A 21,957-nucleotide genomic window follows, 5' to 3' on the forward strand; every position below is an offset into this window, starting at 1 on the left:
CTGCCTGCCTCACCGGCAGGTAGGCAGGTAACCAACTGAGTTATAGGACCGTTTATATTTTTCTTTTATCCATTGTTTCCCATATCCAGATTTTAGATACTTTTCTCGCTTCCTAGCTTCTTCCCTTGTATTAAAATCTTCAAAGAAAAACAATTTCCAAGGGCAATAACCCTTTGTACTTTTCGTCCTTCCAGCATTATGCTCCTTTAACCTCTTTTCAACATTAGAGGTCATGCCTACATAAAACCTTCTGTCTTTTTCACTAATAAGAACGTAAACAAACATAGTATCTACTTCGTCAGATACTCCCTGCCTGCCTCACCGGCAGGTAGCCGGGTATAAGCCCTTTTTCGGCATTTTACCACTGTACTCTCGTTTAAAGAGTGTGCAATATTACTACATATTTTATAACTCTACAAGATTTTTTAATCGTTTATCTCCTGGCACAATTCTATTAAAACGCCATTTACGGACTTAGGGTGTAAAAAAGCAACCCATTTATGGTCTGCTCCCCGCTTTGGTACATCATTCAAAACGGTAAACCCTTCTTCCTTTAAGCGTTTTATTTCCGAAACAATATCCTCAACTTCAAAAGCAATATGGTGAATGCCCTCCCCTTTTTTAGCTATAAATTTAGCTATAGGGCTGCTGGAGCTGGTAGCCTCCAAAAGTTCAATTTTATTCGGGCCGACTTGAAAAAAAGAGGTATTGACCCCTTCGCTTTCCACATTTTCCATTTTATAATTAGATGCGCCAAATAATTTTGAAAATACGTCGTTTGAAGTCTCTAAACTTTTAACGGCTATGCCTATATGTTCTACTTTAATCATTTAGTAACCAAGTTTTAATGTTGTAAATTTTAAATATCAAAGGTAATTAATCTTTAAATATCATTTACTTTTGCAGTATGGAAGAAAGTCAAAGACAAAAAAAAATAGCATCGGTTTTACAACGTGATCTAGCCGAAGTGCTTCAGTATGCAGCTACTCAGGGCGGTATGCGGGGAATTTTAATTTCTGTCTCTAAAGTTAAGGTCACTGTAGATTTATCCCTTGCAAAAATATACGTAAGCGTCTTTCCCAACAACAAGGGAGATGAGATACTCAAAGGCATAACATCCAATGCCCCGCTCATACGACATGAATTGGCACAGCGAACCAAACATCAATTACGCCGTATGCCGCAATTGGAATTTTTTCTAGATGATTCCCTGGAATACATCGACAAAATAGAACAGTCCCTTAAGAGACAGGACAACCCTATAAACCAGCCCGACTTACTCGATAAAAGAAAAAAAACCTAATTGAATTTCCCCCTTTACATAGCCAAACGCTATTTACGTGCCAAAAGCAGTAACAATGCTATAAATATCATAACTATTATAGCACTGGTCGGTGTGATTCTGGGTGCCGCATCTTTGTTTGTCGTTCTATCGGGTTTCGCAGGTTTAAAGGATTTCACGCTTCAATTTTCGACGATCATAGACCCGGACCTTAAAGCTGAAACAGCCAAAGGAAAATCTTTCTTTTTATCCGAAGAAGAAACTAGGCAACTGGACCTTATTGAGGATGTTACCGTTTATTCCAAAGTTTTGGAAGAACGGGTGTTCATCATGTCCGATGACAAATCCTATCCGAGTGCCTACATCAAGGGGGTGGACAATAATTTTAAAAAGGTCAACACCGTCGATTCCATTTTGGACCAGGGGAGTTGGTTTCAAGATAAAACGAATCAGATTGTAGTGGGTTCCGGCATATCATTTAATCTGTCCTTTGGTGTTTTAGATTACAACAAGGCCATAAGCATCTATGTGCCTAAGCCCGGAAAAGGACAGATAACTTCTGCCGAAAAAGCATTCAACACAGTCAACGCAGTGAATGTGGGGGTTTTTTCTATTAATGAAAAACTAAACGATACTTATGTATTTTCGCCATTGAGTCTCGCACAACGTCTTTTGAATTACAAGCCCAATCAAATTTCGGCCATTGAATTTAAATTGCGTTCCGGTGCCGATCAAGAGCTCGTTAGAGCTCGCATAAAACAGGTTTTAGGGAATAAAGTCGTTCTAAAAAACAGGGTGCAGCTCAACGATGCCTTGTACAAAATGTTGAATACCGAAAATCTTGCGGTTTATCTCATATTTACCCTGGTCTTAATAATTGCACTTTTTAATATTATCGGTTCCATTATCATGATGATATTGGACAAAAGGAAATCGCTCAATACCCTGTTTAACATAGGGGTAAATGTGAACGATATTCGAAAAATATTCTTTTTACAAGGAAGCTTAATGAGTATTATTGGTGGCCTGTTTGGTATTGTAATCGGATTGACCTTAACTCTAAATCAATTGTACGGGCCTTTAGCCTTAAAAGTATTTATAACACCAACCCTGCCTTATCCCGTAAGGATTAAAATCATCAACGTTTTTATTGTGTTTTTTACCATTGCCATATTAGGCATATTGGCTTCAAAAATAGCGTCCTCCAGGATTACAAAAAGCCTGGTTCAGAATTATTGATTTTTTAGGGCAAGTGTGCCTGTGGCACAGCGCGCTATCCGTTATTAGTTTTGCAAATCCCGGCCCGGGTTTTGCAAAAGCTAGCCACTGCTATCGCTCTTGCAAAAGTTCTGTCTAATGCATAAACTGATGGTCGGAAAATTGGGCCAGGACCTCATCGAAGGTAGCAAACACGTCTTCCGGTCTGTCGCTGGTAACCATTCTGGTGCGATATTCCTTAAAGTGTGGAATCCCTTTAAAATAATTGGTGTAATGCCTGCGGGTTTCAAAAACACCTAAGGTTTCACCTTTCCAATCAATAGCCATTTTCAAGTGTCTTCGGGCAGCCTCAACACGCGCTTCTAAAGACACGGGGTCTAGGTGTTGTCCGGTTTTAAAAAAATGTTTCACCTGTTTAAAAAACCAGGGGTTCCCTATACTCGCTCTGCCAATCATAGCACCATCCAAACCATAACTGTCCCGCATTTTCGCAGCACTTTCGGGAGTGTCCACATCACCATTTCCAAATACCGGAATATGCATGCGTGGATTATTTTTAACCTCCGCAATGGGCCTCCAATCGGCATCCCCTTTGTACATCTGGGCACGGGTACGCCCATGAATGGCTATGGCTTTACACCCCACATCTTGAAGGCGTTCCGCCACCTCCACGATTTTTATGGAATTATGGTCCCATCCCAAACGTGTTTTAACCGTAATGGGCAGGTTGGTGCGCTTAACCATTTCGGCAGTGAGCTTTTCCATAAGACAAATATCTTTTAGAATGCCTGCACCGGCTCCCTTGCTCACTACTTTTTTTACCGGACAACCAAAATTAATGTCAATAATATCCGGATTGGACTGCTCCACAATATCAATCGTTTGCAGCATGCTGTCCAGGTTGGCTCCGAATATTTGTATCCCCACCGGCCGTTCCTTTTCATAAATGTCCAATTTCATAACACTTTTGGCCGCATTGCGTATTAAACCCTCACTCGACACAAACTCCGTGTAGACGACATCGGCACCCTGTTCCTTACAGAGGGCTCGAAAAGGGGGGTCGCTTACATCTTCCATGGGAGCTAAAAGCAAGGGGAAATCTGAAAGTTCTATGTGATCTATTTTAACCAAATCAACAATTTTGGAGCAAAATTAAGGTTTTTCTGCAAAAGAACTCACAGGATTTGAAAACCAGACAAGTCTGAACAAAAAATCAGCTATATTTGCAAATTCAATCTCGGCATAGATTTTTGTATGAAGCACATTAGAAACTTTTGCATTATCGCACATATAGATCATGGTAAGAGTACGCTCGCAGACCGTTTATTGGATTTTACGGGTTCTGTAACCGAACGTGAGAAACAGGATCAGTTGCTTGATAATATGGATTTGGAGCGTGAACGAGGCATCACCATTAAATCACATGCCATTCAAATGGATTATGTGTACCAGGGGGAAAAGTACGTTTTAAACCTTATCGATACCCCGGGTCATGTCGATTTTAGCTATGAAGTATCACGGTCTATTGCAGCTTGTGAAGGCGCCCTGCTCATTGTAGATGCCGCCCAGAGCATACAGGCACAAACGATCTCTAATCTCTATTTGGCTCTGGAAAACGATTTGGAAATTATTCCGATTTTAAATAAAGTAGATCTGCCAAGTGCCAACCCTGAGGAAGTCACCGATGATATCGTCAATTTATTAGGGTGTAGTCCGGACGAAGTTATTCATGCCAGCGGCAAAACAGGCTTTGGGGTGGATCAGGTTTTAGCAGCCGTTATTGAACGTATTCCACCCCCAAAAGGCAATCCGGATGAGCCTTTGCAGGCTTTAATTTTTGATTCGGTATACAATCCATTCCGTGGTGTTGAAACTTATTTTAGAGTCATAAATGGAGCCATAAAAAAGGGGCAACACATAAAATTTATTGCAACAGGTAAAAACTATTTTGCCGATGAGGTAGGCACCCTCAAACTCAAACAACTTCCTAAAAACGAAATTAAAGCAGGGGATGTGGGGTATGTCATTACCGGTATTAAAGAAGCAAAAGAAGTTAAGGTTGGAGATACGATAACCGATGCCAAAAACCCAACTAAAAACGCCATTTCCGGTTTCGAAGATGTTAAACCAATGGTATTTGCAGGAATCTATCCCGTTGATACAGAAGATTATGAAGAACTTCGGGCGTCGATGGAAAAATTACAACTTAACGATGCCTCGTTGGTGTTTCAACCCGAAAGTTCAGCGGCTCTGGGCTTTGGTTTTCGCTGTGGGTTTTTGGGAATGCTCCACATGGAAATTATCCAGGAACGCCTGGAGCGCGAATTCGATATGACCGTGATAACAACAGTCCCTAATGTATCGTACCACGCGTTTGTTAAAAAGCAACCCGATGAGGTTGTCATTGTTAATAACCCGTCGGATCTACCGGATCCTTCCACTTTAGACAGGGTGGAAGAGCCCTATATTAAGGCCTCCATCATTACAAAAGCAGACTTTGTGGGTAATGTAATGAGTTTATGCATTGAAAAAAGGGGGATGATTACGAACCAGACTTATCTCACACAGGACCGGGTGGAACTTAATTTCGATTTGCCCCTGGCAGAAATCGTTTTTGATTTTTACGATCGCCTAAAAACCGTATCAAAAGGATATGCCTCCTTCGATTACCACCCCATTGGCATGCGGCCATCCAAACTGGTTCGCGTTGATATTTTATTGAACGCTCAGCCTGTCGATGCGCTATCGGCTTTAATACATGCCGATAACGCCCAGCATATCGGTAAAAAAATGTGTGAAAAACTAAAAGAGCTCATCCCGCGCCAGCAATTCGATATACCCATACAAGCGGCCATTGGTGCTAAAATTATATCCAGGGAAACCATAAAGGCCCTTCGTAAAGATGTTACAGCCAAATGCTATGGTGGTGATATCTCACGAAAGCGTAAACTGTTGGAAAAGCAGAAAAAAGGGAAAAAGCGGATGCGCCAGGTGGGTAATGTGGAAATTCCTCAACAAGCATTCATGGCAGTATTGAAACTAAATGATTAATTTTAGGTAATTTCATTTGATTATTTAATGCCAAATACCTATTATATGAGCGACTGCGTAAAAATATGTTTAATGTTTTAGGTGATAAGCTCATTTTTATTACCAATAATTCTTGGTTAGCTTAAAAAAGCTTTTTTTTTCGTAAAAATTTTATTGCGCCAAAATTGTTAATAATTATTTTGTATGTTTATAACATCGTAGTTATGTTTAGTGTCCTAAACTACAACAAACGCTTATTATCATTATGTTTATTTAATATCAATAAAGCATTAATTTTAAGTTATAACCCTTTTTTGTTATTAACAATTTTGTGATTTTTGATACGTGTTTGATGATCCCAAAAATGGATTGTTAAGCAAAAACGGTTCTGTAATTCTTATAATAAATGAAGCCAGGTGATATGGTTATGCATGGATTTTCCTGTAATGCTGTATTGGAAACCTAAAATATAAATTTTTTATATGAAAGCACTTTTTTACACTCGGGAATTCCCGCCATACGTTTATGGAGGCGCGGGAGTTCATGTTGAATATTTGGCTGAAGAGCTTTCAAAGCTCATGGAGGTTGATGTGCGCTGCTTTGGAGATCAGGACGAATCACGCCATAATCTGAGCATTAAAGGGTTTCCTTACGACCATCCCGTTTTCGAATCGGCTGATGGAAAATTAAAAGCCGTGTTTCAAACCTTAAGTACCTGTATCCGGATGAATGTAGATCCGGTAAATGCACAAGTGGTTCACTGCCATACCTGGTATGCCCAATTTGCAGGTATTCTTACAAAGTTGTGTTATGGAACTCCCTTGGTTATTACCACACACTCTTTAGAACCGCTTCGCCCCTGGAAACGTGAGCAATTGGGACGGGGTTATGATGCATCATCCTGGGTTGAAAAAACAGCCATTGAGATGGCTGATGCCATCATAGCGGTATCCGAAGAAACCAAAGTTGATGTTTTAAAACATTTTAATGTAGACGAAAAAAAAGTTAAAGTCATTTATAATGGCATAAACTTGCAAGAGTACGTTCTTACTTCAGCGTCCGAAACTCTGGATGCCTATGGTGTCGACAAAACCAAACCTTATGTCCTGTTCGTTGGCAGAATAACACGCCAAAAAGGAATCATCCATTTAGTAAATGCCATAAAATATATCGACCCCGATACGCAAATTGTACTTTGTGCCGGTGCCCCGGACACCCCTGAAATTGCCAAAGAGATGGAAGACAGTGTCAATGAGGTGAAGAAAACCCGTCATAATGTGATCTGGATTGATAAAATGGTGACCAAAAAAGAGATCATTCAATTGTATTCCCATGCCGATGTGTTTTGTTGTCCGTCAATTTATGAACCTTTTGGCATCATTAATATTGAAGCCATGGCCTGTAACACGGCCGTTGTGGCCAGTGCGGTTGGAGGGATTAAAGAAGTGGTTGTGCCAAATGAAACCGGAATTCTTATCCCTTTAGAACAGCAGAAAGAAGCCCCGTTTGAACCGGTGGACCCCGATGCATTTTCAAGAGATTTGGCCACCGGTATAAATACCCTTATTCATGATGAAGCCCTCAGGCATAAAATGGCCGAAAATGGTCGAAAACGAGTCGAGGACTATTTTGATTGGGCTGCAATTGCCAAACAGGTTGAGTCTCTCTATAAGTCGTTAATATAAATAATACCAAATACTAACTAAAAACAACTGAATATATGCTTAATAATAAGGTTTTAGCCATTATTTTAGGTGGTGGACAAGGATCAAGATTATACCCCTTAACAAAAGACAGATCAAAGCCGGCAGTCCCTATTGCCGGAAAATACAGATTGGTGGATATCCCTATTTCAAATTGTATCAACTCAGACATAAAGCGCATGTACGTGTTAACCCAGTTTAATTCGGCATCACTGAATCGTCATATAAAAAACACCTATCACTTTAGTTTTTTTAGCAGTGCTTTTGTGGATGTCTTAGCCGCCGAACAAACCCCGCAAAACAAAACCTGGTTCCAGGGTACCGCCGATGCGGTAAGGCAAAGCATGCATCACTTTATGAGACATGATTTTGATTATGCCCTGATCTTATCGGGAGACCAACTCTATCAAATGGATTACGATCTAATGATTGAAGCCCATGAAAAAAATAATGCTGAAATCACTATTGCCACCATTCCCGTGAATGCGAAAGATGCCACTGAGTTTGGGATTATGAAGTCCGACGATCAAAATGTGGTAACCTCCTTCATAGAAAAACCGGATTCCAGTTTGTTACCCGATTGGACATCCGAAGTGAGTGACGAGATGAAGAAGCAAAACCGGCATTATTTGGCCTCCATGGGGATTTACGTCTTTAACCGGGATTTATTGGTTGAACTAATGTCCGATGCCAATACTAACGACTTTGGTAAAGAAATCATTCCACAAAATATTGATAAGCATAAAACCTTAAGTTATCAATACGAAGGCTATTGGACCGATATTGGAAACATCGATTCCTTCTTTGAGGCCAATTTAGGACTAACCGATGATATCCCGAAATTTGATTTATACGATAAAAGTAAACGGATTTACACTAGGGCCAGGATGTTGCCAACTACAAAAATTGCCGGGACCATGCTGGAAAAAGCCGTCATCTCGGAAGGCTGCATTATTAGTGCCGCCAAAATAGAGCAATCGGTTATTGGAATTCGTTCTAGAATCGGAAACGAATCTACTATTATAAACACCTATATGATGGGATCGGATTATTATGAAACCCTTGCCGAAATTGATTCGAAAAAGATTGATATCCTATTGGGTATCGGGGAGCGTTGTTTTATAAAAAACGCCATTATTGATAAAAACTGTCGTATCGGGGATGACGTGAGAATAAATGGCGGTAAGCATCTCGAAGACACCGAAACGGATACCTATTTTGTTAAAGATGGTATTGTTGTGGTTAAAAAAGAAGCAGTGATACCAAAAGGATTTGTCATTTAGATTGCCTTTCATTTCTAAAATATTTCTATCCAACCAAACGTATGCAAGACCAAAGAAGAGTTGTCATTGATTATGTGTCGCCCAGTGTTAATTGTGGGCAATACTATATAAAAAGGGTCGTAAACGAAACCGTGAAAATAAATGCCCATGTACTGGCCGATGGCCATGATGTATTGGGGGCTTCCATTTTATATAAATACGAAGACGATAAGGACTGGACGGAAACCCGAATGCGATTGGTTGTTAACGACGAATGGCATGGCGCTTTTACCGTTCAAAAACAGGGGTTTTACAGCTATAAAGTTCAGGCTTGGGTCGATTACGCCCTGAATTGGAGATATGGCATCGTTAGAAAAATTGACGACAACCAACATGTGTCCTCAGAATTGCTTGAAGGCGCAGAATATATCAAGGTCATTCTGGACGAGATCAGCTCAACAAGCGATAAAGTTTATCTCGAGCATCTCTATGATATCTTTAGAGATGAAAGCGCCTATGGTGAGGCCATAACTGAAGCAACTTCCGAAAGACTTAAGGACTTGCTTTACCAGCACCCCATTAAATTACTGGAAAACCACTCTGATGAATATCGGGTTTATGTGGATAGAAAGAAAGCGCGTTTCAGTACCTGGTATGAATTCTTTCCACGCTCAGCTTCAAAAAAAGAAGGTGTCCACGGTACCTTTAAGGATTGCGAACGGCTCTTACCGCGCATTAAAAACATGGGGTTCGATGTGGTGTATTTACCTCCAATTCATCCTATTGGAGAAGTGAACCGAAAAGGAAAAAACAATACTACGGAAGCCAAACCGGGAGATGTAGGCTCCACATGGGGCGTGGGATCAAGGTTTGGAGGTCATAAAGCGATTCATCCCGATTTAGGAACTCTTAATGATTTTAAATCATTGATCCAGCGAGCAAAGGACAATAACCTGGAAATTGCCATGGACTATGCCCTGCAGGCTGCTCCCGATCATCCCTGGGTAAAAGAACATCCGCAATGGTTTAAATGGCGACCAGACGGAACGGTACAGTATGCCGAAAACCCGCCAAAAAAGTATCAGGACATATTACCCATTTATTGGGAGAGTCAGGACTACAAAAATCTGTGGAATGAATGCCTGGATATCTTGCTCTATTGGATCGATTGTGGCATTGAAATATTTAGAGTCGACAACCCACATACCAAGCCTTTTTATTTTTGGAATTGGATTATTGAAAAGGTAAAGGCCAAGCATCCTAATGTCATCTTCCTTGCAGAAGCCTTTACTGCCCCCAAGGTAATGCAACAATTAGCCAAACAGGGTTATACCCAGTCCTATACTTATTTTACCTGGCGCAATACGAAACATGAACTTGTCGAATATGTCGAAGAATTGACCAAAAGCGAATTAAGTGAATACATGCAACCCAATTTTTGGCCCAATACTCCGGATATCAATCCTTTTCATTTACAGGGTGCAGGAGAGTCCAAACACATGCAGCGTTATGCGCTTGCCGCCACCTTAAGTTCCTGTATTGGAATCTATGGCCCGGTTTTCGAATTTATGTTATCCAGTTCCCTGCTCGGAAAAGAAGAGTATTTAAATTCAGAGAAATTTCAGATCGCGCATTACGATTGGACGGTCGAAAATAAACTTACCACGATAATTGCCAAAATAAATTATATTAGAAATCATAACGAGGCCTTACAGCAAACCAACAATATAACGTTCTGTCATATTGATAATGACAACCTAATAGCCTTTCATAAATGGAATGACGCCAAAACAAACCACTTTCTTGTGATTATAAGTTTAGATGAGCACAGTTCACAACAAGGAACTGTTCAAGTACCGCTCGAGGCCCTGGGTGTGCATGCAGGACATCGTTTGGACATGCACGACTTAATTACAGACAGCCATTACGATTGGTTTAACGAGTGGAGTTTTGTTGAGCTCCATCCGAGCTTGCCATTCCATATCTTTAAAATAAATAAATAGAATGACAGACCAAAAAGCCGTATCCGGATCGGAATCTACGTTTCAGTTTCAAAAGAACTGGGAAGAGTTACTGGATAGTGCTGATTTTGTTAATATCTTTTTATCTGATGTTTTAGAAAACTACATCGTCCAACAACGTTGGTATGGTGGGAAGTCCAGTAAGCTAAAGTACATCGAACTTGCCGAATTTTTTAAAATCCAGCAAAAAGGAGAAATGTATTACGGCCTTATTTTAGAGGTTAATTTTGTTGAAGCATTTTATCAGCATTACTTTTTACCCATCGCTTTTGTAACCGACGAAAACTTTGCGCAGCAGGACAGGATTTTGCCCATTGAAATTAATGGACAAAAAGGGCATATTATTGATGCGACAAATTTGGAATCATTTAGAAAATTAGTTTTCGAGCGCATTGTAACAGCCGAACCCATAGATACAACAAAAGTACAGTACCATAAAAGTCACTTGTTTGTGGATAACTCCTATGAGTCCTCAAGATTTATGGGTTTAGAGCAGAGTAATACCTCATTAATTTACAACGAGAAATATGTTCTTAAATTTTTTAGAAGAATTTTTGCAGATAAGAATCCGGATTATGAAATGAGTCGATTTTTGTCTGAAAAAAAGGGGTTTAAAAACACGCCTTCGTATCTGGGTAGTATCAACTTGGTGGATTCGGATGACGTCAATATCACCATTGGCCTGATGCAGGAAATGATTCCAAATGAGGGAGACGCCTGGGAATATACGTTAAAGGAATTACACAAAGTGTTTTCAAATTTGGAATATAAAAATATTTCGATCGAGAATTTACCCATCGTTAATTTATATCTGGATCTAGATATTAGGGATATCCCCCCGCAAATAATAGACTGGGCGGGATTACATTTGTTTTTGCAAGTACAAACTTTAGCAAAACGCACGGCCGAAATGCATATTGCATTAGGTTCGGAGTTTGAAGAAACCGCTTTTACACCAGCACATTATAACGGCGATTATACCGTATGGCTAAAAAATAAGGTATTGTATCAGTTTCAAAACAGGTTGAATGCGGTCGAAAACAACATCCATAAGTTGGAAGGTCTGGCTCTGGAACTAGCCCATGAGTTTCTGGATAAAAAAAATGAGATTAGAAAACGTTTTGTGGATTTTGATTGGACCAGGCTTAAAGGCGAGCGCATTAGAATTCATGGCGATTACCATCTGGGTCAGGTACTGGTAAAAGAAAACGATTTTTACATTCTTGATTTTGAAGGTGAGCCCGAAAGTACCATAAGGGACAGAAAAGTAAAACAATCCCCACTTAAGGATGTGGCAGGTATTTTTAGATCGTTTCACTATGCCATTTATGCCACCATATTCAATAACCCTGAACATTACCCCTTTAATCGGGATCAGTTGTTTAAGGCTGGAGAAGTGTTGTACAGGTACATTACGGGGTTGTTTTTGGGCACTTACGTTACCGAGACTCAAAATGCTAACCTGAACATAGGATACAACCAGGAACGCATTTTTATTTTAAAATATTGTCTGTTGGAAAAAGCGGTTTATGAACTGGGCTATGAGCTTAATTCACGGCCTGAATGGGCAGTCATTCCACTCAAGGGAATCTCTAATATTATAAATCATTAATTTATGGCACACGTTACACCTTATAGTTTGTTTTCTGAATTCGATATTAATCTGTTTAAAGCAGGAAAACACTATCGATTATATGAAAAGTTTGGATCGCACCTCGTCACTGTAGATGGTGTTAAAGGCACTTATTTTGCAGTATGGGCCCCAAGTGCAAAATCGATTTCAGTCATTGGAGATTTCAACTATTGGCTGGAAGGGGAGCACCAATTAAATGTACGATGGGACAGTAGTGGTATCTGGGAGGGTTTTATCCCTGAAGTTGGCAAAGGCGCTATCTATAAATATAAAATACACAGCCACCACAATAATATTAAAACGGAAAAAGCAGACCCATATGCCAGACGCTCCGAGCATCCCCCGAAAACGGCCTCCATTGTTTGGGATGACAGCTATAAATGGAAGGATGCCAAATGGATGAAAAAGCGTATGGAGCACAATGCCTTAGATGCGCCTTATTCGGTCTATGAAGTGCACCTGGGCTCCTGGAAAAAACATGTGGAGGAAAACCGTTTTATGTCTTATCACGAACTGGCTGACGACCTGGTAAATTACATTAAGGACATGAATTTTACACATGTAGAACTCATGCCTATAATGGAATTCCCCTATGACCCGTCTTGGGGCTATCAGGTAACGGGCTATTTTGCGCCGTCCTCACGCTTTGGCTATCCGGAAGAATTTAAATATCTGGTTGATAAACTACACCAGAACGATATTGGAATTATTTTGGACTGGGTGCCATCTCACTTTCCGGAAGACGCCCATGGTTTAGGTTTTTTCGATGGATCATGTTTGTATGAACATCCCGATCCCCGAAAAGGCTATCACCAGGATTGGAAAAGTTTAATTTTCAATTATGGTCGAAATGAAGTAAAATCCTTTTTAATTAGTAATGCGGTTTACTGGATGGATCAATACCATGCGGATGGCTTACGTGTTGATGCCGTGGCGTCCATGCTGTTCTTAGATTATTCAAGAGAAGATGGTCAGTGGGAACCAAACATGTTTGGTGGCAGGGAAAATCTGGAAGCCATAGCCTTTTTAAGGGAACTCAATGAAGAAGTTTACCGGTCTTTTCCGGATGTACAAACCATTGCCGAAGAGTCTACAGCCTTTTCAGGAGTTTCACGACCTGTTTTTTTAGGCGGTCTTGGTTTCGGTATGAAATGGATGATGGGTTGGATGCACGATACCTTGGAGTACTTTAAAAAAGATCCTATCTATAGACAATATCATCAAAACGATATTACCTTTAGTTTAGCTTATGCTTTTACGGAAAACTTTATGCTACCACTGTCGCATGACGAAGTGGTGTATGGCAAAAACTCCATATTAGGAAGAATGCCGGGAGATGACTGGCAGCGCTTTGCAAATCTTCGTCTCCTATATGGTTATATGTTCACACATCCCGGTGCAAAATTATTGTTTATGGGTGGTGAATTTGGACAATATAACGAATGGGATTTTCAAGGAAGTCTGGATTGGAATTTGTTGGAATTTGAACCGCATAAAAACCTTCAAACCTATTTTAAGGCCCTGAACACCTTTTATAAAGAGACTCCTGCCTTATTCGAAAAACAATTTAGTCATGACGGATTTGAATGGATTAATTACGGAGACCACGAAAACTGTGTCATATCCTATATTAGAAAAGGAAAAGACCCTGAAAATGATGTTGTTGTTGTGTGTAATCTAACGCCTTCAATTAGGGAAAACTATGGGATTGGACTCCCAAGAAAAGGAAAACTAAAGGAGATTTTTAATAGTGACGATAACAAATATGGTGGAAGTGCAGTACATAATAAACGTGCCATTGCCATTAAAAAAGAGCCGTGGAACGGGAAAGACTATTCCGCCAAATTAACGCTACCGCCACTGGCTGTTACCATTTTCCAGTTTCAGCCTTAACTCATTGATGCTTTTATAATTATATCACCGATTATTTCATTTATAAACAAATAATCGGTGATATTTTTGCAAAATAAAAGGATATTATACCTATAATATTTATTATTTTCGCTAATTCATTAAATCATTATATATGATATTAAACACTGAATTAGAACATAAAGGGAATATATTTCCTGCCAAAATAATTTCATACGAAAAAAACCTTAACGTCCTCTCTTTTAAAACAGAAAATGGAGTGATTCTCCAGGTTACTGTTCGTCGCGATAGTATCCTTCGTTTCAGATATACCACCACCGGTATATTTGAAAATGACTTCTCTTATGCCATTACGAAATATGCCAGTAGAGGATATAATTTTCTCGAGGTTACCGAAAGTAAGAATAAATACATCGTTACAACCACTAAACTGATCTGCCATATTTCAAAGGCAGACCTTAGGGTGACCCTATTTGATGCTAAAGACAATACACTTATCTGTGAGGATGAACTTGGTTTCCATTGGGAAGAAAGTTATGAATATGGTGGTAATGTGGTTAAGATGTCTAAAACGGCCCAGCCTGGCGAAAGTTACTACGGGCTTGGTGATAAACCTGTAGACAATAACTTAAAAGGGAAGCGTTTTGAAAATTGGGTAACCGATTCCTATGCCTACGGGAGAGACACCGATCCCATTTATAAGGCCATTCCCTTTTATACGGGACTTCATAATAAGAAAGCTTACGGCATATTTTTCGATAATACCTTTAAGACATTTTTTGATTTTTGTCATGAGCGTCGAAATATAACCAGTTTTTGGGCGCATGGCGGTGAAATGAACTACTACTTTATTTATGGTCCGGAAATGACCGAAGTGGTTGCCAATTATACCGATTTAACCGGAAAACCGCATGCCCTGCCACCGCTTTGGGCATTGGGATACCATCAATGTAAATGGAGCTATTATCCCGAATCCAACGTAAAGGAAGTCACAGCCAAATTCAGAGAATTGGAAATTCCATGTGATGCCATCTATTTAGACATTGATTATATGGAAGGGTTTAGATGCTTTACCTGGAGCAAAGAGTATTTTCCGGATCCAAAACGCATGGTGAAAGAATTGGCGGAAGACGGGTTTAAAACCATTGTTATTATAGATCCCGGTATTAAAATTGACATGGATTATGACGTGTTCAAAGAAGGGCTTGAGAATGATTATTTTTGTAAACGCGCCGATGGTCCTTATATGAAAGGTAAAGTTTGGCCGGGTGAATGCTACTTCCCGGATTTTACAAATCCGGAGGTCAGGGAATGGTGGTCTGACCTGTTTAAAGAACTCATCGAAGATATTGGGGTCAAAGGCGTGTGGAATGATATGAATGAACCCGCTGTAATGGACGTTCCGGGTAAAACCTTCCCGAATGATGTCCGCCATGACTATGAGGGCAATCCATGTAGTCATAGAAAGGCGCACAATATTTATGGCATGCAAATGGCCCGGGCTACTTATCAGGGATTAAAAAAATTCAGCTATCCAAAGCGTCCGTTTGTAATAACCCGAGCCGCCTATTCAGGTACTCAACGGTACACCTCGAGTTGGACAGGTGATAATGTGGCCACATGGGATCATCTCAATATTGCTAATTTACAGGCACAGCGTATGGCCATGTCCGGTTTCTCTTTTGTGGGATCCGATATCGGTGGGTTTGCAGAACAACCTAATGGCGAGTTATATGCCCGTTGGATTCAACTGGGGATATTCCATCCCTTCTGTAGAACACATTCCTCTGGTGACCATGGCAATCAGGAACCATGGGCCTTTGGACCAACTATTACCCATGTGGTTAAAAAATTTATTGAACTAAGATACCAGCTGCTACCGTATTTATATACCGCTTTTTGGCGATATGCCGAAGAAGGAATTCCTATTTTGAAGTCACTGGTATTGTACGACCAGGATGATCCCCAAACGCATTATAGAAATGATGAATTTATGTTTGGTGAAAAAATGCTTGTTTGTCCTATAAATGGGCCTAACCAAAAGGGGCGTCGTATGTATATTCCAAGGGGGCTTTGGTACAATTTCTGGTCAGACGATGTGGTTATTGGAGGACAGGAGTTATGGGTCGATGCCGATTTGGATAGCATGCCCATTTTTGTTAAAGAAGGGGCTATTATCCCTAAATATCCGATTCAACAATATGTTGGCGAAAAAGATATTGATGAACTGTTACTCGATGTGTATTATAAACTCGGCAGCGAAACCTCGGAGGTCTACGAAGACGCTACAGACGGTTACGATTACATAAAAGGAAGGTATAGTTTAAGAACCTTTAAACTCTTGGGAAAAAAGGAAGAATTGATTATCCAACAACACAAATCCGGTAAGTTTATTACCACTTATAAAACATTTAAATTGGACCTTCATGGGTTGCCGTTTAAAATCTCGAAAGTACAGGTTGACAATGTAGAAATTAAGTTTAAGGATATAAAACTTAATGGTGATAATACGCTCGTACTGACCAAAGAATTTACGGAACTTCATATTATGGCCTAAGAAATCCAATAAACAAGGTTTTAAAAGGGCATTTTCATTGGTAATTTGCCAGGAATTCGGAAATCAGTTCAGGTAAATGTCTCCCATGACAAATGGCTTACGTGCTTCTAACGCCCATCTAAATAAAACATGCTAAATGCGGCGGCTAGACTGCCATACCCACACAGGTCTGCTTCAGTGGTAGATAAAAGCCATCCCTGTCATAAGAAGCATCTGGCTTCATAAAGGACCCTGTCTTTGCAAGACGGTCTTTCATGGAAGTATTTGTAAAACCCAAGCATCTGTGTTATTCTAAAGTGGGCTCATTGGCGCGGGATTACCATAAAACCATATTGCAAAAGCAGCAATCGGCCTCATTGGTTTTTTGTTGCACTTAACTCATATTTTGGACGATCTCCACATCAAATGGTTTCCCTAAATAAACCAATTGGAACCCCTTTTCAATAGTTTCCACATCCAGGTTATAGGACGAGATAATATGCAATTCCCCATCCAAATCCTTTATAAACAGGGGTATAATATCTTTATCCTTGTTGGTAATCTCAATAAGTTTAAGGTAATGTTCCTTATCTTCGAGTTCCATTTCCTGAATAGACGGATACTTACTGGTTAATTCCATTAGCGAATTATAATCATCCTTATGAGAAAACAATCCCTCCTTTGGGTTATTGTTATCATCTAGGATCTCCTGGGGAGTCACCAGTCGAAAAGATCCATTTTCACCAAACTGGTCTCCAAATTTACTAATGGCATATTTGTTAATGTCCGAATTACCTGTTAGCGCCATTAAATATCCCATGTCATTTAATTCTATATTATCCAATAAAGTATCAGAATAAATATCTGCAGTAATGGCCTCAAGGTCCATTTCATTGGCTTTTTCCACATTACTTTCATTACTGTCAATTAAAACGACGTGTCGTCCATTGGTTTCCAGATAATGTCCTATTAATCTCGAAATTTTTGAAGCGCCAACAATAAGGATGCCTTCCGATTTTACTAAAAACACTCCTATAAGCTTAGCAAAAAACCGAGCTGTTGTCGCATTAAGTAACACCGTTCCCAAAACAATCATAAAAACCAAGGGGGTAATGTATTCGGCATCTTCGACGCCCTGCATAATGAGCTTGCTCCCAAAAAGGGAAGCGATACCCGCAGCTACTATACCTCGTGGCCCAACCCAACTAATAAACAGCTTTTCATTAAATTTAAGATGTGACCCCCATGTACTCAAAAACACCGCTATGGGTCTTACTATAAAAATTACCGCCAGGAAAATCGTCACTGTTTTGCCTGTATATATTAACATTAAATCTTCTATATTAATATTAGCCGCCAACAGAATAAACAGTATGGATATTAATAAAATACTCAATGATTCCTTAAAGTAAAGCAATTGTTTAATATTTATAAGCTTACTGTTGCCCAAAACCATACCCATAACCACAACCGCCAAAAGGCCTGATTCGTGAGCAAATATTTCAGATTCAACAAATACCAGGAGCACTGTAGACAGGGAAACGACATTTAACAGATAATGGGGTATGAGTTTCTTGTTAATGGCGAAGGCCAGGGCGTGGGCAAAGGTAAATCCGAAAGTCGTTCCGAATAATATAATTTTACCAAACTCTATCAAGGCTGTTTTTGTAAAACCACTATCGCCTTCAACACTAATAAACTCAAATACCAAAACGGCTACCAAGGCTCCAATTGGATCAATTAATATGCCCTCCCACTTTAACACGGCCGATATGTCCTTTTTAAGCGGTATGTTTCTAAGAATTGGCGTGATTACCGTTGGACCGGTAACGATTATTAAGGCCGAGAACAAAAAGGAAATCTGCCAGCTGAGTCCGAAAATAAAATGTGCTAAAATCCCTCCACCAAAGAAGGTAACGGCAGACCCTAAAGTGATTAATTTGGTGATTACGGGACCTAATGTTTTGATTTCTGCTCGCTTTAAGGTCAATCCGCCTTCAAAAAGAATAATACTTATCGCCAGAGAAACAAAATAGTACAACCCTTCTCCGGGAAAAAGGCCCTTTTCTCCATTCCATATGGGCTCTATCCATTTCGATCCGTCTTCTGAAATATATTCTGCAGCAACAGGACCTACCAATAACCCGATAATAATTAACGGAAGTATAGCAGGAATTTTAAATTTCCAAGCAAACCATTGAGCCAATATGCCTAAAATAATTATTCCTGCGAGTTCTAACATAGAGTAGATTGAAATTTTAAAAACACTAATTTAAACAAATCGGTTGATTTTATGTTTTTAAAAAATAGTATCTTTCAATTTTTGGAATTAAAGACCCTCTTATTTTGACTTTGAAGCCCTTTAAAAGCATTGGTATTGGTGTTGCATTCTCACCTAATTTAAAAGCTAACTTGTTTGAAGCTGCCAGATTGTCCATTTTTTTTAGCTCTAAATTATATTTAATACATGTTGGAGAGGTTTCAGAGGATAAGATAAAGGCCTTGAAAATCATTTTGAATACGTTTAGAAAAGACCATTTAAACTATGAAGTTGTTTTTAAACAAGGAGATCCGGTAGAGGTTATCTTGTCGACCTGTGAATCAAAAAAAATAGATTTACTCATTCTCGGAGCCGTTCAACGGGAACGGTTCTTAACATATTATGTGGGATCTATTGCAAGAAAAATTACCAGACGAGCCAATTGCTCTGTGTTATTGCTCATAAAACCCTCCATTAAAAGAGTGCCTTGTAAGCACATTGTAGTAAACGGTTTAAAAGATCCAAAAACCAAAAACACCATAACCTGTGCTTTTTATGTTGCAAAAATGCTGGACGCGGAAAAAGTGACCATTGTTGAGGAAATCAATCAAAAGGCCATTGCCGTTAAAGTTGATGATGACAAATCCTTAAGACGGGCGAATATTATTAAGGAGCGTATTAAGCTCCGAGAAAACTCCAGGGTGAAAGAGATTGTTGAAAGCATCCCAAAACAATATACCGAAAACCTACTCATAAAATCACAGCCTATATTTGGGAAACAGGGGTATACCATCGGGCATTATGCGCAAGTCTCACGTGCAGATTTGCTGGTCATGAATGCACCGAGCAAAATGACCTTTTGGGACCGTTTGTTTCCGCACGATATTGAACATATTTTAACCGAATTGCCAACCGATGTCCTAATTCTTCAATGAGTCCGAAAAAGAGCACTATTAAATCGTTTTTTAAAGCTTTACCAAAAAACATATTTTCTGGTTTTGTGGTCAGTTTAATAGCTTTACCATTAGGACTTGGGCTTGCCATGGCTAGCGAAGCGCCCCCCATAGCAGGTATCATTTCAGCCATTATTGGCGGTGTGGTCGTGGCTGTTTTGGGAGGTAGCCATATTACCATTGCAGGTCCCGGAAATGGTTTGGTAGGTGTTATTTTAATTGCGATTACTACTTTAGGACTTGAATCGGCCTATGTGGCCATTATTTGTTCGGGCTTCCTATTGATTTTATTGGGGTTTTTTAGGATGGGTACTTTAGCTGATTTTTTTCCCTCGTCAGCTATTCAGGGTATGTTAGCAGCCATAGGGCTCATTATTTTAGGAAAGCAGTTTCATATCATGTTGGCCCATCGTATTAAAAGGGAAGATACCCTGGATTACCTCATTGAAATACCCTTTTCCATTAATGACGCCCTTCACTATGAAAATAAAGGGCTCATCTTTGCCGCTTTAGCCGGTACCATTAGTTTGGCAATCATGTTATTTTATTCAAGGCTCCGAAATAAATATTTACAGCTCATTCCAGCCCCGATGTGGATTGTTATTTTATCCATTTGTTTTAGTTACTATTTCGAAATCGTGCTGCATGAACACAATCCTGTATCCGGAGAGTATATGATTACAGGTATACCCACACTCCAACACATCATTTCTGATATTCCCGATCTTAACTTTGGCAATATAGGCACCCTGTCGTTTTTAGGAAGTGTTCTGGCCTTGACTTTAATTGCAAGTATAGAATCACTGTTGAGCATTAAAGCTGTAGATAAATTGGACCCTGAAAAACGGCGTTCAAATGTAAATAGGGACCTTAAAGCCCTTGGTCTGGCCACTATTGGTAGTGGGTTTATGGGAGGGCTTAATGTGGTAACGGTCATTGCACGTAGCTCTGTTAACGTAAATAATGGCGCTACAAATAGATCTTCAAATTTTTTTCATTCGGTATTTTTAATTTTATTCATTGTCCTGTTTAGTACACAATTAACGCGAATTCCTTTACCGGCTTTAATGGCTATTTTGGTATACACTGGTTACAAACTGGCCTCCCCAAAGGTCATTACAAAAATTTTTTCCATTGGCAAGGAACAACTGGTTATTTTCTTTTTAACCCTTATTATAACCCTAAAGGTCGGACTAATTACAGGCATATTGGCGGGGGTTTTAACCACCTTTATCATCCATGTAATTATTAGCAAAAGCGTAGGCCTGTTTTTCAGAAATGTACTAAAACCCAATGTACTCATGTACAAAGAAGAAAACACCAATACCTATTATGTTAGTGTAAAACACTTTTGCAGCTTTTTAAATTACTACCGCCTTAAAAAACACCTTGATATTGTTCCGGAAAACCAGGACATCATTGTTGATTTTTCACTTTGTGAGTTTGTGGACCATACCGTCATGGAAAATATGCATAGCTTTCAGGAACTGTTTCACAAAAGAGGTGGTCATTTTGATGTCATTGGATTGGATATGCACGATACCGATTCGAAACACCCCTTTGCACTTAGGCGTTTATTACCGGTTCCAAATCTTATAAAAAACAGCTTAACACGCAGGCAAACCAATATGGAGGATCTTGCAAAGAATTACAACCTGGTTTACAATTTTAAAAAACAAAAGCACGTACATTTTTTAAATGATTTTTTATTTTTTAACACCAAAAGCATCAGTCACATTTATAATGAATTATCCTATAAAGACAGGACTATAAGCTTATTTGATATTGAATTCTCTGAAGGAGAATTTATAGCAAAAGAAGTCATACACGCTACCATGCTTCATATTAACCTAAAAAAGAGTATTCCTGAATTTACATTGGACAGAGAGGGTTTCTTAGAGAAAATGTATGCCTTTGCTGGATTTAAGGATATCCCTTTTGAAACGCATGCCGATTTTTCCAAACGCTTTTATGTGTTAGGAGACAACGAAGATGCTATTCGTCGATTTTTCCAGGATGATCTCATCCGTTTTTTTGAAAGCAACCCCTATTACCACATAGAATCCAATGGAAATAGTATATTGGTTTTTGCAAAGGAACGCCTGGCAAGCATTAAGGAAATAAAGGCATTATTAGACTTTGGAAAACGCCTTAATGAAGTCCTGTTATCCATAGCGTACTGATCCG

The 21,957-nt window shown here is 39.5% G+C and carries 15 protein-coding genes; 11 read left to right on the forward strand and 4 right to left on the reverse strand.

Annotated features, from left to right (window positions below; all coding sequences use genetic code 11):
* Positions 1 to 9 precede the first annotated feature (9 nt).
* Positions 10 to 285, reverse strand: a complete 276-nt coding sequence (locus MR054_RS11660; protein ID WP_242158005.1) for a GIY-YIG nuclease family protein — start codon at positions 283 to 285, stop codon at positions 10 to 12.
* Positions 286 to 425: 140 nt separating this feature from the next.
* On the reverse strand, positions 426 to 830 hold the full coding sequence (gene mce, locus MR054_RS11665) for a methylmalonyl-CoA epimerase (RefSeq protein WP_242083544.1): 405 nt from the start codon (positions 828 to 830) through the stop codon (positions 426 to 428).
* A gap of 77 nt (positions 831 to 907) precedes the next feature.
* On the opposite strand from mce, the gene rbfA reads away from it, so the two are divergent.
* Together rbfA and MR054_RS11675 are read left to right on the forward strand one after the other, a co-directional pair.
* Positions 908 to 1,303, forward strand: a complete 396-nt coding sequence (gene rbfA / locus MR054_RS11670; RefSeq protein ID WP_242083545.1) for a 30S ribosome-binding factor RbfA — start codon at positions 908 to 910, stop codon at positions 1,301 to 1,303.
* Complete coding sequence (locus MR054_RS11675; RefSeq protein ID WP_242158006.1) at positions 1,304 to 2,521, forward strand: ABC transporter permease; 1,218 nt, start codon at positions 1,304 to 1,306, stop codon at positions 2,519 to 2,521.
* 114 nt (positions 2,522 to 2,635) lie between these two features.
* Here MR054_RS11675 and dusB read toward each other — a convergent pair whose 3' ends face one another.
* Complete coding sequence (dusB, locus tag MR054_RS11680; RefSeq protein ID WP_242083547.1) at positions 2,636 to 3,631, reverse strand: tRNA dihydrouridine synthase DusB; 996 nt, start codon at positions 3,629 to 3,631, stop codon at positions 2,636 to 2,638.
* Positions 3,632 to 3,754: 123 nt separating this feature from the next.
* On the opposite strand from dusB, the gene lepA reads away from it, so the two are divergent.
* The 7 genes from lepA (at position 3,755) to MR054_RS11715 (ending at position 16,578) form a co-directional block, all read left to right on the forward strand.
* Positions 3,755 to 5,551, forward strand: a complete 1,797-nt coding sequence (gene lepA / locus MR054_RS11685; protein WP_242083548.1) for a translation elongation factor 4 — start codon at positions 3,755 to 3,757, stop codon at positions 5,549 to 5,551.
* Between the two features lie 461 nt (positions 5,552 to 6,012).
* Positions 6,013 to 7,215 (forward strand): glycogen synthase, encoded by a 1,203-nt coding sequence (gene glgA / locus MR054_RS11690; RefSeq protein WP_242158007.1) that lies wholly within the window; start codon positions 6,013 to 6,015, stop codon positions 7,213 to 7,215.
* A 35-nt stretch (positions 7,216 to 7,250) separates the two neighbouring features.
* Positions 7,251 to 8,516 carry a glucose-1-phosphate adenylyltransferase gene (locus MR054_RS11695; RefSeq protein WP_242083552.1) on the forward strand — a complete coding sequence of 422 codons (1,266 nt, stop codon included), beginning with the start codon at positions 7,251 to 7,253 and terminating at the stop codon, positions 8,514 to 8,516.
* A 41-nt stretch (positions 8,517 to 8,557) separates the two neighbouring features.
* Positions 8,558 to 10,498 carry an alpha-1,4-glucan--maltose-1-phosphate maltosyltransferase gene (locus tag MR054_RS11700; RefSeq protein ID WP_242158008.1) on the forward strand — a complete coding sequence of 647 codons (1,941 nt, stop codon included), beginning with the start codon at positions 8,558 to 8,560 and terminating at the stop codon, positions 10,496 to 10,498.
* Position 10,499: 1 nt separating this feature from the next.
* Positions 10,500 to 12,128 (forward strand): trehalose synthase, encoded by a 1,629-nt coding sequence (locus tag MR054_RS11705; protein ID WP_242158009.1) that lies wholly within the window; start codon positions 10,500 to 10,502, stop codon positions 12,126 to 12,128.
* A 3-nt stretch (positions 12,129 to 12,131) separates the two neighbouring features.
* A complete protein-coding gene (glgB, locus tag MR054_RS11710) occupies positions 12,132 to 14,042 on the forward strand; it encodes a 1,4-alpha-glucan branching protein GlgB (protein ID WP_242158010.1) in 1,911 nt (636 codons plus the stop codon).
* A 133-nt stretch (positions 14,043 to 14,175) separates the two neighbouring features.
* Complete coding sequence (locus tag MR054_RS11715) at positions 14,176 to 16,578, forward strand: glycoside hydrolase family 31 protein (RefSeq protein WP_242158011.1); 2,403 nt, start codon at positions 14,176 to 14,178, stop codon at positions 16,576 to 16,578.
* Between the two features lie 373 nt (positions 16,579 to 16,951).
* Here the strand turns inward: MR054_RS11715 and MR054_RS11720 are convergent, their stop codons facing one another.
* Positions 16,952 to 18,799, reverse strand: coding sequence for a cation:proton antiporter (locus MR054_RS11720; protein WP_242158012.1), 1,848 nt, complete (start codon positions 18,797 to 18,799; stop codon positions 16,952 to 16,954).
* 104 nt (positions 18,800 to 18,903) lie between these two features.
* Between MR054_RS11720 and MR054_RS11725 the strand changes: the two genes are divergently transcribed.
* Both MR054_RS11725 and MR054_RS11730 read left to right on the forward strand, forming a co-directional pair.
* Positions 18,904 to 19,752, forward strand: a complete 849-nt coding sequence (locus MR054_RS11725; protein ID WP_242083565.1) for a universal stress protein — start codon at positions 18,904 to 18,906, stop codon at positions 19,750 to 19,752.
* The gene (locus MR054_RS11730; RefSeq protein WP_242158013.1) at positions 19,749 to 21,953 is read left to right on the forward strand and encodes a SulP family inorganic anion transporter; all 2,205 of its coding nucleotides are present in this window, start codon (positions 19,749 to 19,751) and stop codon (positions 21,951 to 21,953) included. The genes MR054_RS11725 and MR054_RS11730 overlap by 4 nt, the downstream gene beginning before the upstream one ends.
* Positions 21,954 to 21,957 lie beyond the last annotated feature (4 nt).

This window comes from Aestuariivivens sediminis, assembly GCF_022662105.1.
Lineage (GTDB): Bacteria > Bacteroidota > Bacteroidia > Flavobacteriales > Flavobacteriaceae > Aestuariivivens > Aestuariivivens sediminis.